Origin of the sequence: Bradyrhizobium ivorense (assembly GCF_900696085.1) — a bacterium.
Taxonomy (GTDB): domain Bacteria; phylum Pseudomonadota; class Alphaproteobacteria; order Rhizobiales; family Xanthobacteraceae; genus Bradyrhizobium; species Bradyrhizobium ivorense.
Map to the genome: position 1 here is coordinate 685,911 of NZ_CAADFC020000004.1, position 14,428 is coordinate 700,338.

Below are 14,428 nucleotides of genomic sequence, written 5' to 3' on the forward strand. Positions count from 1 at the left end.
GCGCTCTCAATCATGGTCCGGATGCTGGTGGCTTGCGATGGTCGCCATCTTCTCCGGTCCGTAATTCTGCATCGTGGTCTGGCTCGGCAGATTGGCGATGCCGACCACCCAGCCGAGCCGGGATTCGGTTCCGTATTGCCGTGTCGGCACCACCCGGTCGGGCCTGTCGAAGGTGCCAGTCATGATCTCGATGCGGGGACCGTCGATCCGGCGAAAGCTGAGCGGGGTGCCGCAGGCGGCGCAGAAGTCGCGCTCGGCGATCGAGGAGGATCTGAATGCCGCCGGCCTGCCTCTCGTCCAGGTGAAGTCGGTTCGCTCGATGTCGGCAAAGGAGGCGAACGGCGCGCCTGAGGCCTTCTGGCACATCCGGCAGTGGCAGATGCTGATCCGGGTCGGTGGCGCCGACACGGCAAAGCGGATCGCGCCGCACTGGCAGCCGCCGGTCAGAACGGGTTTTGCTGGGGTCTCAGCCGTCATGCTCGCTCCATCCGACGATAGGCGTCGCGCAATGTCGCCAGGGCATCGCCGCCGGCGAAGACGAACTCACCGATGCCGGCCGCCCGCAGCACCGCTTCCTGGTTGCCGGGCCGTCCTGCCAGATAGATATGCCTTGCGCCGGCCGCTTGAAGGGCCCTGGCGGCGTCGGCCGCGCTGCCGGCATAGACCTTGTCCGAGGAACAGACGCACGCCATCGCGGCGCCGGAGGCCTTGAAGGCGCTCGCCAGCGCCGCCGGATCGGCAAAACCCTCGCTGTCGATCGCCTCGATGCCGCCAGTCTCGAAGAAGCTCTTTGCGAAGGTGGCGCGGGCGGTGAAATCCGCCGGCGTGCCGAGATTGGCCAAGAAGATCCGCGGCCGCGCGCCATGCGCCTTCAGCGCTGCGTCCGACCGGTCGCGCAGCGCCTCGAACGGCTCGGCAAGGCGCATCGGCGCCAGTGCGTCGAACTTGATCTTCGGCTCGGGCAGGGGGCTCAGCGCGACCGGCTTCACATCCAGCACCGCGATCTCGGCCTCGTGCAGGTTCGGGAACTCGCTGGCGCCGGTCAGCACGTCGCGGCGCTTGGCCACATTGGTCTCGCGCAACGCGCGCGTCGCGGCGACCTTGCTTTGGAGCAGCCCTTGCTCGAGCGCGGCGAAGACGCCGCCGGCCTTCTCGATTTCCTGGAACAGGGCCCAGGCCGCCTCGCTCAGCTGCGACGTCAGCGTCTCGATGCCGCCGGAGCCCGCCGCCGGATCGGAGACTTTTGCCAGATTTGATTCCTCGAGCAGCACCAGCTGCGTATTGCGCGCCACGCGCCGTGCAAAGTCGTCCGGCAGGCCGAGCGCCAGCGTGTGCGGCAGCACGGTCATCGCATTGGCGCCACCGAGGCCGGCGGCAAAGGTCGCCATGGTCGCGCGCAGCAGGTTCACATTGGCGTCGCGCTGGGTCAGCATGCGCCATGCGGTCTGCGCGTTGACGAAGATCGGCTTCGGCACGAGCCCGCAGGCCTGCTCGACCCGCGCCCACAACAGCCGCAGCGCGCGGAATTTTGCCATCGTCAAAAACTGGTCGGCGTCGGCGGAAAGCCGGAACGAGATTGCTGCACGCGCTGCATCGAGGTCGATGCCACCAGCCTCCAGCATGCGCAGATAGGCGAGCGCGACAGCAAGCGTGAAGGCGAGCTCCTGCACCTCCGAGCCGCCGGCATCGTGCACCGGCCGGCCGTCGGCCAGCGCGAACGGCCCCTTGAAGCCGCGCTTGATCAGTCCGCTGACCACCTGGCCGAACGGCTTTTGGTACTCGGCCCAGGCGGCCGCGGCAGCGCCGCGCACCGCGACCGTGCTGAGCGCCTGGTAGTTGAAGTGCAGGTCGAGCTTCGCCGGATCGACCTTGCGGGCTTCGACCAGGTCGGCAAAGGTCTCGCCGGCGTTCTCGCGTCCGAGCACCGGGTTAAGCGCGATCATGATGCCGGCATCGAGATGGATGCCGTCGCAGACCCTGGCCAGCGTCGCCTTGCTGGCGTCGGCAAGACCAAAACCGCGGGCGCCGGGGCCGCCGGCGAACTCGAATTCGAGGCCGGTGGCGCCGTTCTCGAGATCGTGCAGCGCCTGCGCGTTGGCCGCGGCGGCGTCGGGATGGTCGACCCGCTGCAGGATCTGCCAGGGCGCGGCGGCGGCGCGGCCGGCAATCGGGCCGGTGTTGGTGGCGCGGCGGTAGATCGGATCGATCCTCACGCCGTCATAGGTCTTGCCGACCAGCTTCTCGAACGGGGCGCCCTTCAGCACGCCGTCGACCAGCTTGCGCCAGTCGTCATAGGTCGCCGGCGGAAAATCCGCAGCCAGTGGCAAATCGTCGGTCGTGGTCGTCATCCGCCCAAATTATCCTTCGCCGGCCCGATGCGGGCCCTTGATTTGGCCGGAAATTGCCACGGGCGGGCGGCCAAGCCAAACGGTTGTTTTGCGGCCCCGCTCTGAGGCCACTCTGAGGCCTCTTGGCCTCAATCGAGGTCCGGCAGGCGGAAAATACCGTCGGCGGAAACCCCGGCCAGGGCGTCGGCGACGCGGCGGCCGGCAATGACGCGGTCGGGAACGATCTCGGCCAGCGGCACCAGCACGAAGGCGCGTTCGAACAAACGCGGGTGCGGCAGGGTCAGTTCCGGCTTGTTCAGCGTGACGTCGTCATAGGCGATCAGGTCGAGGTCGAGGGTGCGCGGGCCCCAGCGCTGCTCGTTGGTCCGGTCGCGGCCGAACCGGGTCTCGATCTTGTGCAGCGTGAACAGCAGCGCATGCGGATCGAGGCTGGTCTCGATCTCGATACAGGCATTGATGAAGCTGTCCTGCGCCTCCTCGCCCCAGGGCGGCGTCGAATAGTCCGAGGAGCGCGCCAGCAATGCCGCCTGCGTCATGCCGCAGATCTTGGCGATCGCCTTGCGGAAGGTCGCGCGGACGTCGCCGACATTGCCACCGAGTGCGATCAGGACGCTCGCCATGAGTGTTCAACCTGGGCGCTCAGCTTTGCGCCGGCGGATGCTGATGCCGCGAGCGCGTCAGCACCACGCCGACATCCTCGAAGATCGCGGCGATCGGCGCGTGCGGCTTGTGCACGGTGACCTTGACCGCCCTGACCCGCGGGAACGCGGCGAGGATGTCGTCGGCGACCGCGCCGGCGGCGCGCTCCAGCAGCCTGTAATTGGTGTTCTTGAACGCCGAGGTGGCGGTCGCCACCACGTTGGAATAGGACACCGTGTCGGACAGGCGGTCGGTGCGCGAGGACTCCGAGAGATCGGTGTAGAGTTCGAGGTCGATGACGAAGCGCTGCCCGACCTCGGTCTCATGCTCCATCACGCCATGACGGGCATGGATGACGATCCCGGTGATGAAGATCGTGTCGGTCATTGCTGTTCCCTGATTGCCGCGGCCACCCGCAGCGCCTGCACGGTTTCCGCCACATCATGCGCGCGGATGATGCGCGCGCCGTTCTGCGCGGCGATCAGATGCGCGGCGAGCGAGCCGCCGATGCGCTGCTGCGGCTCGGACGGCACGATGGTGCTGATGAAACGCTTGCGCGAGGCGCCGACCAGCACCGGGAGGCCGAACGCGCTGAGCTCGGACAGCCGCGCCAGCGCTATCATGCTCTGCTCCGGCGTCTTGCCGAAGCCGATGCCGGGATCGAGCACGATCTGGTCGGTCGATACGCCGGCGCGCGCTGCGATCTCGAGCGAGCGGGCAAAGAACGCCGCGATATCCTGCATGATGTCGATCGCCGGATCGGCACGGTCGCGGTTGTGCATGATGATCACGGGCACGCCGCGCGCGGCGACCAGGGCGGCCATGCCGGCATCGCGCTGCAGGCCCCAGACGTCATTGGTGATCGCCGCGCCCAGGCCGAGCGCCCAGGCCACCACCTCCGACTTCATGCTGTCGATCGAGACCGGCACGCCGAGCGCAATGACGCCGGCCAGCACCGGTTCGAGCCGTCGCAGCTCGTCGTCCGCCGTGACCGGCTGCGAGCCATAGGGACGGGTCGATTCCGCGCCGATATCGATGATGTCAGCGCCGTCGGCGACCAGCTTGCGGGCCTGCGCCAGCGCCTGCTCGGGGGCGATGAATTGCCCGCCATCGGAGAATGAATCCGGCGTCACGTTGAGGACGCCCATCACCGCCGGATAGGGCTTTGACAGCAATGCCGGCAGCAGCGCGCGTCCGGCCGGGCCGGCTGCCGCTGACGCAATAAGCGAGGTTGCCATCATGCGGTGGCTTTGCGCTGGCGGCGCCGCCGAGTCAAGGTGTGGGCAGCAGCGGCCGGGGTGGGCCGCGACCTGTACCTTAACAGGTGACCTTAATGGGTGATCTTAATAAGTGATTTTGGGCTGCAGCTTGCGGGCCTGTTCGATCAAGAGCTCGACCGACTTCTCCGACGGCATCACGCGGACCAGCTTTCGCTTGATGTTGGCGTCCTTCATGCTCTGCGCCAGCCGCGACGGATTGCGGTGCGCGAGCTCGCGCACGGTGGTGACGCCGGCGGCGCGCATCAGCCCGACCTTCGCCTTGCCCATGCCGGGAATCCGCATGTAGTCGGAGATGTTGGCCCATTCGAGCAATTGCTGTTCGCTGATCCCGGTCTTGGCTGCGAGCCCCTTGCGTCCCTTGACGGTGCGGGCGGCTTCAAGCAGCGCTTCGGTCGTGCGGATACCCTGTGACTTCAGTTTGTTGGCGCAATAGGCGGACAGGCCTTCGATCTCGGAGAGGGGGTATGTCATGATACTCGTATGCAGGTAGAAAGGCGCGTCTGCGCAACAGGGCGTCGTTGGGGGATGCTTCAGGCAAACTGGCTGAGGCCCGGCGTCCCCGAGATGATCTCGCCCATTTGATCCGCTCCGATTTTGTCGCGGCCGAACCTGAAAAGTTCACGCGCCACGTTCTGAATCTCGCTCATGCTCAAACCAAGCCCCATCAGCCGGGTGCCGACGGCCATCAGCCCGCCGCCCATCAATCGCGACAGACCACCGCTGTTGTTGGAGGCGGCAATGGCCGCTTCTGCGCCGGGGATTTGGTCGATCAGAACCTGGACCTTGTCTGAAGGCCCCTCGTTACGGAGGAAGCCCAGAACGATACCGATGGTTTTTTCAGCGACAGCACCATCGATGCCGGCCTTGTCGGCCAGCCGTCCAACCAATTCGTCCATATTGCCCCGCCTCAACCGGTTCTTACCGGTTCATTCTTGAAGATTTATCTTGAGCGCCTGTGCCGCGAAATACAAGCGATCCGGGCATGCACTGCGTCTTTCTTTTTCGATCGCGCTGAAGGTGTTGCATCGATGCAAGAGTAAATCCGGGATTCACGCCATCTTGTCGCAATGCGCAATGGCTTTGTTTTGTTGGTAAAGTTCACTTTGGATAAGGCTCGTCAGAATTCTTTTGGCGAAGATCAATTGGCAAAGAATTAAAGTATGAGGAACTTATAGGGCCGCGATATACGTCGGCACCGGGCGATGGTTTCATTCGTCCTGCAAGATACATTATGATGGCACCGGTTCGATATCGAACCGGGTTCGAGCTCGAACCGATCTAATCTGCGCGAAGAGGCGAAGCGATGGCGACCTCCGGCAATAAACTGGCCGATACCGATGAAAAGATTTTTATCGGCAAGGGCGAGGAGACAGCGTGGCTGACGCTTGCGCTGGCCAACCGACACGGCCTTGTGACCGGCGCGACCGGAACCGGCAAGACGGTGTCGCTCCAGGTCATGGCGGAAGGATTTGCGCGCGCCGGCGTTCCGGTGTTCGCGGCCGACATCAAGGGCGACCTCTCCGGGATCTCCGAGGTCGGCGAGGCCAAGGATTTTACTATCAAGCGCGCCAAGGAGATGGGGCTCGATTTCCAGCCGGATCAGTTTTCGACCGTGTTCTGGGACGTGTTCGGCGAGCAGGGCCATCCGGTGCGCGCCACCGTCACCGAGATGGGCCCGCTGTTGCTGTCGCGGATGCTCGATCTGAATGACGTGCAGGAAGGCGTGCTCAACGTCGCCTTTCGCGTCGCCGACGAAAACGGCCTGACGCTGATCGACATGAAGGATCTGCGCGCGCTGCTGGATGCGATCGCGCCCAACGGCGGCAAGAAGGCCGCCGACGACGAGGAGGATCCGCTGGCGCCGATCCGCAAGGCGGCGCAAAGCTATGGCAACGTCTCGAAGGCGACGGTCGGCACCATTCAGCGCCAGCTGCTGGTGCTCGAGAACCAGGGCGGCACGAAATTCTTCGGCGAGCCGGCGCTGACGCTGAAGGATTTCATGAAGACCGACCGCGACGGCCGCGGCATGGTTAACATCCTCGTCGCCGACAAACTGATGCAGAGCCCGCGGCTTTACGCCACGTTCCTGCTCTGGATGCTGTCGGAATTGTTCGAGGAATTGCCGGAGGCCGGCGACCTGCCGAAGCCGAAGCTGGTGTTCTTCTTCGACGAAGCGCATCTGTTGTTCAACGATGCGCCGAAGGCGCTGATGGACAAGATCGAGCAGGTGGTGCGGCTGATCCGCTCCAAGGGCGTCGGCGTCTACTTCGTCACCCAGAATCCGATCGACGTGCCGGACAAGGTGCTGGCGCAGCTCGGCAACCGCGTGCAGCACGCGCTGCGCGCCTTCACCCCGCGCGACCAGAAGGCGGTGGCCGCGGCGGCGCAGACCTTCCGGCCCAATCCGAAGCTCGACACCGCGCGCGTGATCATGGAGCTCGCCAAGGGCGAGGCGCTGGTGTCGTTCCTGGAGGGCGGCGGCACGCCGTCGATGGTCGAGCGCGTCATGGTGCGGCCGCCGTCGGCGCGGATCGGACCGATCACGCCGGAAGAGCGCAAGGCGATCATGGATGCGAGCCCGGTGAAGGGCAAATACGACACCGCGGTCGACGCCGAGTCGGCCTACGAGATCATCCAGAAGCGGATCGCCGGCACGGCCGCGCCCGCGGACGGCGAGGGAGGCGGCGGCGAGGGCGGCGGCCTGCTCGGCCAGATCGGCTCGATCGCTGCCACGATCTTCGGCACCAACGTCAAGCGCGGCCGGCTGTCGACCGGGCAGGTGATTGCGCGCAACGTCACCCGTTCGGTCACGGATAAGGTGATCGGCGGCGTGGTCGCCGATCTCGGCAAGTCGGTCGGCGGTTCGATCGGCGGCTCGATCGGCCGTTCGCTGGTGCGCGGCGCGCTCGGCGGGTTGCTGCGCAGATAGTCATACACGTTGGGCGCGAGCGCCGCTTTGCTCTCCCGCGGCCGGCGCGCTACAACCCGGCGCAACCGTCCAACCAACAGGATATCCGCGATGTCCAACGCCAAGCTGCAGCCGGTCCTCGACCGCATCGACGCCGATTTCGACAACAGCCTCGAGCGGCTGTTCACGCTGCTCCGGATCAAATCGATCTCGGCCGATCCGGCCTTTGCCGATGAGTGCAAGGCGGCCGCCGATCATCTCGCCAAGGATATCGCGACGCTCGGCTTCAAGACCGAGGTGCGTCCGACCGCCGGCCATCCGGCCGTGGTCGGCAAGCTCAACGGCTCGACCGACGGGCGGCCGCACGTGCTGTTCTACGGCCATTACGACGTGCAGCCGGTCGATCCTCTGAACCTCTGGCATCGCCCGCCGTTCGAGCCGGTGGTGACCGACCACGCCGACGGCCGCAAGATCATCGTCGCGCGCGGCGCCGAGGACGACAAGGGCCAGCTGATGACCTTCGTCGAAGCCTGCCGGGCCTGGAAGACGGTGACGGGATCGCTGCCGATCGACATCACCATCGTCATCGAGGGCGAGGAGGAAATCGGCTCGAAGAACTTCGTGCCGTTCCTGGAGGCGATCAAGGACGAGCTGAAGGCCGACTTCGCGCTGGTGTGCGACACCGGCATGTGGGATCCCAACACGCCGGCGATCACCACCGCGCTGCGCGGCCTGGTCTATGACGAGGTCAAGATCAAGGCTGCCAATCGCGACCTGCATTCCGGCGTGTTCGGCGGCGGCGCGCAGAATCCGATCCGCGTGCTGACGCGCATCCTCGGCGGCCTGCATGACGAGAACGGCCACATCACCATTCCCGGCTTCTACGACGGCGTGAAGGATCTGCCGCCGGACATCCTGGCGCAGTGGAAGACCCTCAATATGACGGCGGACAGTTTTCTGAAGCCGATCGGCCTGTCGCTGCCGGCCGGCGAGACGGATCGGCTCCTGATCGAGCAGGTGTCGTCGCGTCCGACCTGCGACATCAACGGTATCGTCGGCGGCTACACCGGCGAGGGTTCGAAGACGGTGATCCCGGCCGAGGCGTCGGCCAAGGTCTCGTTCCGCCTGGTCGAAGGGCAGGACCCGGAAAAGATCCGCGAGGCGTTCCGCGCCTATGTGAAGGCCCGCGTGCCGGCGGACTGCAAGGCCGAGTTCACCGAGCATTCCGGCGCGCCGGCGATCGCGCTCGACTGGAACATGAAGCCCTTAGCGGCGGCGAAGCGCGCGCTGACCGACGAATGGGGCAAGGAGGCGCTGCTGGTCGGCTCCGGCGCCTCGATCCCGATCGTCGCCGACTTCAAGCGCACCCTCGGCCTCGACAGCGTCTTGATCGGCTTCGGCCTCGACGACGACAACATCCACTCGCCGAACGAGAAGTACGACCTCAAGAGTTTTCACAAGGGCATCCGCTCCTGGGCGCGGATCCTCGCCGCATTCGCCGAGGCGAAATAGCAGGCAGCGAAGTGCGGCCCGTAGCCCGGATGGAGCGAAGCGTAATCCGGGACAGTCGAGCCGCGGATGCGCCGCCCCGGATTGCGCTGCGCTGCATCCGGGCTACGGATCTGAAAGTAAAAACGCCGCCCGGGATTGGACGGCGTTTTGATTCCGATAGTGCAGAGGGTGTTGAGGCGAATCTTACCCGAAGATTGTGAAAATTCAATCTCGGTAGCCGGGGTTCACCCGGTCGAGCTTGCGCAGCAGCGGCGGCCAGACCAGCTGGGTCGAGCGCAGCTCGGCACGGTCGGGGTTGGACAGCAGCTCGGTGTTCTTGTCGATCGCGAGCTGGTCGACCGGATAGGCGGCGCCGCCGAGCGCGCGGGTTGCCACCTGCATCGAGCAGGCGCGCTCCAGATGATACATGCGCTCGAACGCGGAGGCGACCGAGCGGCCGACGGTCAGCGTGCCGTGGTTGCGCAACAGCATGTGGTTCTTGCTGCCGAGGTCGCGCTGCAGGCGCGGGCGTTCGTCGTGATCGAGCGCGATGCCTTCATAGTCGTGATAGGCGAGGTCGTGGGTGACGAGCTGCGCGGTCTGGTTCAGCGGCAGCAGACCCTTGGGGTCGGACGATACCGCGGTGCCGTCGATCGTGTGCAGATGGAGCACGCAACCGGCATCCTCGCGCACCTCGTGGATCGCCGAATGGATGGTGAAGCCGGCCGGGTTAATGCTGTAGTCGCTCTTGGACAGCTGGTTGCCGTCGAGGTCGACCTTGACGAGGCTCGACGCCGTGATCTCGTCGAACATCAGCCCGTAGGGATTGATCAGGAAGTGATGGTCGGGTCCCGGCACGCGCGCCGAGATGTGGGTGTCGACCAGATCGTCCCAGCCATAGAGCGCGACCAGGCGATAGCAGGCGGCGAGATTGATCCGCTGCTCCCATTCCGCGGCGCTGATATCCGCGGGGACTTCCTTCAAGCGTGCTTCCGCTGGGGACATGGCCGTTTGCTCCGTTGGTGTGATTTCGTCGGAGCCTAACGCTGCCGCGTTAGCGCAGCAAGGCGGCGTACCGGCGTGACAGTCATGCCGGCATGTGAACGCTGGCCCACGATCCGGAAAGATCATGCTCCGGCACGGAGAAAGTGGGCAGCGAATTGACTAGCTTGCCGTGCCTTACGGCGCCGGGATCGCCAGCAGGCTCGAGATGCTGCGGCCCCGGATGTCGTAGACGCGAGCGAACACGACGTCGTCGCGCTTGATCTCGACCATCACGGGCGCGGCCAGGCCCTTGCAGTAGAACTCGCCGAGCGTCATCGCGAAGTCGGCGGCGTTGCTGTCCCAGCCGATGGTGAAGTCGGGCCCGAGCGCGACCTGCGCCGGACGCTGCGGTCCGCACACCGCGACCTTCCACTTGCGGTTCTGCGGCGGTACTTCCTGCCGTTCGGCAAGCTGCTCGCGCAATCCGTCGGAGGCCTGCTTCAGCGCCAGGCCCCAATAGTCCAGCATGAAGTAGTTGTCGGCGGTGCGCACCGTGCCGGCGATATGATTGAAGTGCGTGTACTGGTACGGATGCAGGCGGATCATTTCGCTGAGCGGCAGCAGCAGGCCGAAGGCGAACACCGCGACGGCCGCAGGCTGCCAGGCGCGGCGCTGTTCGCCGAGCCAGTCCATGCCGCGCGCAAAGGCGACGCCAGCAAGCACCGTCATCGGCGGGATCACGAAGATGAAATGGCGGATGCCGTTATAGAGCGCCGGCCGCTTCACCATCGCGATCACCAGCGGCAGCATCGCCGCCAGCGTCAGCATCAGCATGATGGTCTTGCGCTTCGCCGGCACGTCGTCGCGCGACAGCGACGTCAGGGTGATGACGACGGCCGCGATCAGCAGGAACAGCAGCACCTCGGGCAGCTGCAGCGCGAACAGCGTCGGCAGATAGGACCATGGCATGTCCGGCACCGACACCAGCGCGCCGTCGAACATCTCCTTCCACGGCTTCTCGAAGAAATGCGAGAAATAGGTCACCGCCTCGAGCGGATGGCCGGGCTCCATGATCGACCACGGCCAGATCAGGCCCATCACGAGATAGCCGAACACAAGGCCGGGCAGCAGCACGTAGACCACATGGGCAAAGCGGTGCGTCGCTTCGCGGGCGCCTTGCTTGCGGAATTCCTCGATTCCGAGCGGCAGGAAACCGACCACCGCATAGACCAGCGCCAGTCCGCCGAGCACCCGGCAGCCGATCGACAGGCCGGCGCCGAGGCCGACGATCAGGATGGTGCGCGGCGAGGGCGCCGGATATTCCTCCACCAGGCGGACCAGGCCGAGGATCAGGATCACCATTGCCACGGCAAACGGCGCATCCTTCGGGTTCATGAACATGTGGCCGTAGAAGGTCGGGCACAGCGCCAGCAGCAGCAGCGCGGCCAGTCCGGCCACCGGACCGCCGACGCGCCGCGCCAGCCGCCAGGTGACCGCAAGGCCGATGACGCCGACGATCGCGCCGACCAGCCGGCGCGTCTCGAACAGTTCCAGCGAGATCACCTTGTGCAGCAGCGCCGCGGCCATATCGAAGCCGCCGCCGTACATATAGAGATTGGCGAACGACAGCGCGCCGGTGTCCTTGAAACCGGAACCGTACATGCGCAGCAACAGATCGGCATACTCAGCGTGGGTGTAATCGTCCCAGCCCAGGCCGTAATCGCGAAATGTGAGACCGGCGATCAAGGCGACCGCGCCGAGGACAATAAGGGCGAGATCGTCGCAGGTCTTCTCCACCGAGCGACGCGCAGGCGTGTCGATGGCAGACGTCGTAATCGATGACATGGCTAATGGTACCGGCGTCCCTTGGCCCGTTTTGGCGCTTTAGGGCCTCATTCCCCGGCATCCATATAGCGCAGTTCCGTTTCCAAGTAATTGGCAATTGTGGCGTAATTTCCCAGATGCATTGCAATATATTGGCAGTATTTCGTAGGTCAGTAGATTTACGGGAGCCTCTTGTCCGGCAGGCCTGACGCGATGCCGACGAGGCCGAAATACCGGCAAAATCTGCTTTTCAGGAACTCTGTCCACAATTGCCGGTTGGCGGTGTGGGCAATATGACGGTATCGTGGCCGTCGGTGGCTGCGCCGATTTTCCGGCGGCTCTCCCGGGGGTTAGTTCGATGATGGTTGCTTTGTTGGTCGTCGGCGCGGGCCTCGTCCTGGCAGGTTTGGCGGCGATCGGCCTCGGGATCCAATACAAGGAATTCAGCGTCGGCGGCCTGTTGATCCAGTCCGGCGTCACTGGCGTCTGCACCGGCGCGATCGTGCTGGCGCTCGCGGTGGCGATCCGGGAGCTGCGGGCCATCGCCCGGCGGCTCGGCCCGCTTGCCACCGGCGCCAGCCCCGAGTTCCCGGCGCCTGCAACTTCCCCGCGCACCTCGGCTGCCGGCGAGATCGCCTTCCCGCCGCTGCAGCCTCCGCCGCTGGCCCCGGCGTCGCCGCCCCCCACACCGGCGGCCGCGACACCGCCCTGGCACGAAGAAATCGCCGCGCGTGGCGGCCATACCGAGGATAGCCCGGCGGCGGAGCCGAGCGCCGCCGCACCTGACGCCTCGGCGCCGCCCAAGCGGCGGAACCTGCTGTTTTCCTCGACCTCGCGGAAGGAGCGTGAACGTGCCCAGGGGCGCGCTGCGGAGCCGCTGACGCCGGACCTGTTGTCGCCGGAGCTGCGTCCCAGCCCGGCCGCAGAGCCCGCGCCGGCCACGTTTGACGATGCCTGGCCGAGGGCGGAACGGCCAAGATCGGTCGACGTTGCCCCGCGGCGCAGCGCCCGCTCGCCTTCGACCTTCGGCGAGGCCCAGACCCCGCCCTCAGCTCCGCCGTCGCCCAGCCACCCGCCGGCGCCCCCGGAACAGCCCGCGGTGACCGTCCTCAAGTCGGGCGTCGTCGACGGCATGGCCTATTCGCTCTATTCGGACGGATCGATCGAAGCGCAGATGCCCGAGGGCATGATGCGGTTTGCCTCGATCGACGAGCTCAGGTCGCACCTGGAGCAGCGGCCGTAAGTTCCGCCAATACTTGCCAACGGCCGCCGTTCGATGCAGAAATACGGCCGTTCTTGTCGCGATTCCTGTAATCCGCTCATATCAGCGAAGTAGTACGCGATTCTGTTAATGTATTTTTATGCCCGGATACTGTCCGGGCCGGCGTGTTGGGCCGCGCCGTCGATTGCATAGGGAAGGTAGAGCCATGTCCGAGACGTCAAGCAAAACTCCGGTCGAGCTGACCGCAAACATCGTGTCGGCCTATCTCAGCAACAATCCGACGCCGGCCTCCGATATTCCGAGCCTGATCGGTCAGGTTCATGCCGCCCTGCTGCGCGTCTCGACCGGGCGCACCGAAACGCCGCTCGAGCCGGCCAAGCCTGCGGTGTCGATGAAGAAGTCGATCACGCCCGAATATCTGGTGTGCCTCGAGGACGGCAAGCGCTTCAAATCGCTCAAGCGCCATCTGCGCACGCAGTACAACATGACGCCCGAGCAATACCGCGAGAAATGGGGGCTGCCGGCCGACTATCCGATGGTGGCGCCGAACTATGCGGTGGCGCGGTCACAGCTCGCCAAGAAGATGGGGCTGGGCCAGCAGGCGCGGAAGAAGAAGTAAGCAACATCGCGAAAAGGCGTCAGGCCATTTGCCTCACGCCGCGGACGCCAGCGCCTCGCGCGCGTCGTTGCGGATGCGCTCGACCATCGAGCGCAGGCCGTTGGAGCGCTGCGGCGTCAGATGGTCGCGGAAGCCGAACTCCTCGAACAGCGCGAGCGCGTCGGTGCCGAGGATCTCCTTCGGCGTGTGGCCGGAAAACAGCGTCAGCACGATCGCGACCAGGCCGCGCACGATGTGGGCGTCGCTGTCGCCGAGATAGATCAGCCGCGGCTCGCCCTTGCCGTCGCGATCGATCCGCTTCGACAGCCAGACCTGGCTGACGCAGCCCTGCACCTTGTTCTCGGCCGAGCGCTCCGCCTCGGACAACGGCTCGAGCGTGCGGCCGAGCTCGATGACATAGCGGTAGCGGTCGTCCCACTCGTCGAGCAGCGCGAAGTTGTCCCTGATTTCGTCGATCGTCGTCGTCATCCGTGGCCCGTCCCGTTCTTACCGGCTTATATAGGGAAGGCGGGCCGCGAAAGCGACGGAAATGGAACCGGTTCCGCGGCTAAATTTGCGGGTTAAGGCGCCGGCGGAGCGCGGAATTCGATCGCCTGATCGTCCGAAGTCAGCGTGTCGCGGGACGCGGCAAGGGCTACGTCGGCATCCTCGGCGCCGATCGAGCCGGTGTGGTCGGGCGGCTTCTTGTCGGTGATGATCTGATAGATCTTGCGCGCGCCGTCGGTCGCACGCTGGCCGATCGCGGTCGCGGCCTGGCCGCCGACCTCGCAGGCCGCGGGCTGGCGTTTGCAGAACTGGCCCATGTCGTTGATCGTCGCGGTCGCCGCCGACACCGCGTCGGACGCGCTGACCTGCGGCACCTTCTCCGATTCAGGTGTCTTGTCCCTGGGCAGCAGCACGAGCACAAGCCCGAGCCAGAATGCCAAACGCAGCAGGAAAAACATGGCGCGATCCCGGTCGTCTGTCTTCTCTTTTGCGGTCGATGCCGCGGTTGGCTTTATGCCTAGCATCGCTCGATAAATCGGAAGTATTTGCATTGAAGTAAATCCGCCGAAAAATCGCGGAAAATCCGCCTGATTTGATTCGGCGTAAATTTTCGATTGATGGCGGCAA

The 14,428-nt window shown here is 65.4% G+C and carries 15 protein-coding genes; 4 read left to right on the forward strand and 11 right to left on the reverse strand.

The annotated features are described in order from the left end of the window. Positions 1–6: 6 nt before the first annotated feature. The 7 genes from CI41S_RS03970 to CI41S_RS04000 form a co-directional block, all read right to left on the reverse strand. Positions 7–477: a GFA family protein gene (locus tag CI41S_RS03970; protein ID WP_139857517.1), complete on the reverse strand. Its 471-nt coding sequence runs from the start codon at positions 475–477 to the stop codon at positions 7–9. Further along, the gene (locus CI41S_RS03975) at positions 474–2,348 is read right to left on the reverse strand and encodes a methylmalonyl-CoA mutase subunit beta (protein WP_139857518.1); all 1,875 of its coding nucleotides are present in this window, start codon (positions 2,346–2,348) and stop codon (positions 474–476) included. Before CI41S_RS03975 ends, CI41S_RS03970 begins: the two co-directional genes overlap by 4 nt. Before the next feature lie 128 nt (positions 2,349–2,476). Next, positions 2,477–2,968 (reverse strand): 2-amino-4-hydroxy-6-hydroxymethyldihydropteridine diphosphokinase, encoded by a 492-nt coding sequence (gene folK / locus CI41S_RS03980; RefSeq protein WP_139857519.1) that lies wholly within the window; start codon positions 2,966–2,968, stop codon positions 2,477–2,479. Positions 2,969–2,987: 19 nt separating this feature from the next. Further along, entirely contained in the window at positions 2,988–3,374 is a 387-nt protein-coding gene (folB, locus tag CI41S_RS03985) for a dihydroneopterin aldolase (RefSeq protein ID WP_139857520.1), read from the reverse strand. Next, complete coding sequence (gene folP, locus CI41S_RS03990) at positions 3,371–4,228, reverse strand: dihydropteroate synthase (protein ID WP_139857521.1); 858 nt, start codon at positions 4,226–4,228, stop codon at positions 3,371–3,373. Before folP ends, folB begins: the two co-directional genes overlap by 4 nt. Before the next feature lie 102 nt (positions 4,229–4,330). After that, complete coding sequence (locus CI41S_RS03995) at positions 4,331–4,738, reverse strand: DUF4332 domain-containing protein (protein ID WP_139857522.1); 408 nt, start codon at positions 4,736–4,738, stop codon at positions 4,331–4,333. Between the two features lie 59 nt (positions 4,739–4,797). Further along, positions 4,798–5,163 (reverse strand): DUF2267 domain-containing protein, encoded by a 366-nt coding sequence (locus CI41S_RS04000; RefSeq protein WP_139857523.1) that lies wholly within the window; start codon positions 5,161–5,163, stop codon positions 4,798–4,800. 407 nt (positions 5,164–5,570) lie between these two features. Here CI41S_RS04000 and CI41S_RS04005 point away from each other — a divergent pair, with 407 nt between their 5' ends. Further along, the gene (locus CI41S_RS04005) at positions 5,571–7,196 is read left to right on the forward strand and encodes a helicase HerA-like domain-containing protein (protein ID WP_139857524.1); all 1,626 of its coding nucleotides are present in this window, start codon (positions 5,571–5,573) and stop codon (positions 7,194–7,196) included. 90 nt (positions 7,197–7,286) lie between these two features. Beyond that, entirely contained in the window at positions 7,287–8,687 is a 1,401-nt protein-coding gene (locus CI41S_RS04010; RefSeq protein WP_139857525.1) for a M20/M25/M40 family metallo-hydrolase, read from the forward strand. A gap of 204 nt (positions 8,688–8,891) precedes the next feature. Here the strand turns inward: CI41S_RS04010 and CI41S_RS04015 are convergent, their stop codons facing one another. Continuing rightward, positions 8,892–9,671: a class II aldolase/adducin family protein gene (locus CI41S_RS04015; RefSeq protein WP_139857526.1), complete on the reverse strand. Its 780-nt coding sequence runs from the start codon at positions 9,669–9,671 to the stop codon at positions 8,892–8,894. Between the two features lie 174 nt (positions 9,672–9,845). Beyond that, a complete protein-coding gene (locus CI41S_RS04020; protein ID WP_139857527.1) occupies positions 9,846–11,495 on the reverse strand; it encodes an ArnT family glycosyltransferase in 1,650 nt (549 codons plus the stop codon). Positions 11,496–11,832: 337 nt separating this feature from the next. Here CI41S_RS04020 and CI41S_RS04025 point away from each other — a divergent pair, with 337 nt between their 5' ends. Together CI41S_RS04025 and CI41S_RS04030 are read left to right on the forward strand one after the other, a co-directional pair. Continuing rightward, complete coding sequence (locus tag CI41S_RS04025; RefSeq protein WP_139857528.1) at positions 11,833–12,717, forward strand: DUF308 domain-containing protein; 885 nt, start codon at positions 11,833–11,835, stop codon at positions 12,715–12,717. Positions 12,718–12,901: 184 nt separating this feature from the next. Next, positions 12,902–13,315 carry a Ros/MucR family transcriptional regulator gene (locus CI41S_RS04030; RefSeq protein ID WP_139481904.1) on the forward strand — a complete coding sequence of 138 codons (414 nt, stop codon included), beginning with the start codon at positions 12,902–12,904 and terminating at the stop codon, positions 13,313–13,315. Between the two features lie 33 nt (positions 13,316–13,348). On the opposite strand, the gene CI41S_RS04035 is transcribed toward CI41S_RS04030, so the two are convergent. After that, entirely contained in the window at positions 13,349–13,783 is a 435-nt protein-coding gene (locus tag CI41S_RS04035) for a SufE family protein (RefSeq protein WP_139857529.1), read from the reverse strand. 92 nt (positions 13,784–13,875) lie between these two features. Continuing rightward, positions 13,876–14,259, reverse strand: a complete 384-nt coding sequence (locus CI41S_RS04040; protein WP_139481902.1) for a DUF5330 domain-containing protein — start codon at positions 14,257–14,259, stop codon at positions 13,876–13,878. Between the last annotated feature and the right edge of the window lie 169 nt (positions 14,260–14,428).

What these genes read in the sequence shown, in the direction of transcription:
- CI41S_RS03970 (WP_139857517.1), bottom strand. Translation starts at nt 477, where the DNA reads ATGACGGCTGAGACCCCAGCAAAACCCGTTCTGACCGGCGGCTGCCAG.
- CI41S_RS03975 (WP_139857518.1), bottom strand. Translation starts at nt 2,348, where the DNA reads ATGACGACCACGACCGACGATTTGCCACTGGCTGCGGATTTTCCGCCG.
- folK (WP_139857519.1), bottom strand. Translation starts at nt 2,968, where the DNA reads ATGGCGAGCGTCCTGATCGCACTCGGTGGCAATGTCGGCGACGTCCGC.
- folB (WP_139857520.1), bottom strand. Translation starts at nt 3,374, where the DNA reads ATGACCGACACGATCTTCATCACCGGGATCGTCATCCATGCCCGTCAT.
- folP (WP_139857521.1), bottom strand. Translation starts at nt 4,228, where the DNA reads ATGATGGCAACCTCGCTTATTGCGTCAGCGGCAGCCGGCCCGGCCGGA.
- CI41S_RS03995 (WP_139857522.1), bottom strand. Translation starts at nt 4,738, where the DNA reads ATGACATACCCCCTCTCCGAGATCGAAGGCCTGTCCGCCTATTGCGCC.
- CI41S_RS04000 (WP_139857523.1), bottom strand. Translation starts at nt 5,163, where the DNA reads ATGGACGAATTGGTTGGACGGCTGGCCGACAAGGCCGGCATCGATGGT.
- CI41S_RS04005 (WP_139857524.1), top strand. Translation starts at nt 5,571, where the DNA reads ATGGCGACCTCCGGCAATAAACTGGCCGATACCGATGAAAAGATTTTT.
- CI41S_RS04010 (WP_139857525.1), top strand. Translation starts at nt 7,287, where the DNA reads ATGTCCAACGCCAAGCTGCAGCCGGTCCTCGACCGCATCGACGCCGAT.
- CI41S_RS04015 (WP_139857526.1), bottom strand. Translation starts at nt 9,671, where the DNA reads ATGTCCCCAGCGGAAGCACGCTTGAAGGAAGTCCCCGCGGATATCAGC.
- CI41S_RS04020 (WP_139857527.1), bottom strand. Translation starts at nt 11,495, where the DNA reads ATGTCATCGATTACGACGTCTGCCATCGACACGCCTGCGCGTCGCTCG.
- CI41S_RS04025 (WP_139857528.1), top strand. Translation starts at nt 11,833, where the DNA reads ATGATGGTTGCTTTGTTGGTCGTCGGCGCGGGCCTCGTCCTGGCAGGT.
- CI41S_RS04030 (WP_139481904.1), top strand. Translation starts at nt 12,902, where the DNA reads ATGTCCGAGACGTCAAGCAAAACTCCGGTCGAGCTGACCGCAAACATC.
- CI41S_RS04035 (WP_139857529.1), bottom strand. Translation starts at nt 13,783, where the DNA reads ATGACGACGACGATCGACGAAATCAGGGACAACTTCGCGCTGCTCGAC.
- CI41S_RS04040 (WP_139481902.1), bottom strand. Translation starts at nt 14,259, where the DNA reads ATGTTTTTCCTGCTGCGTTTGGCATTCTGGCTCGGGCTTGTGCTCGTG.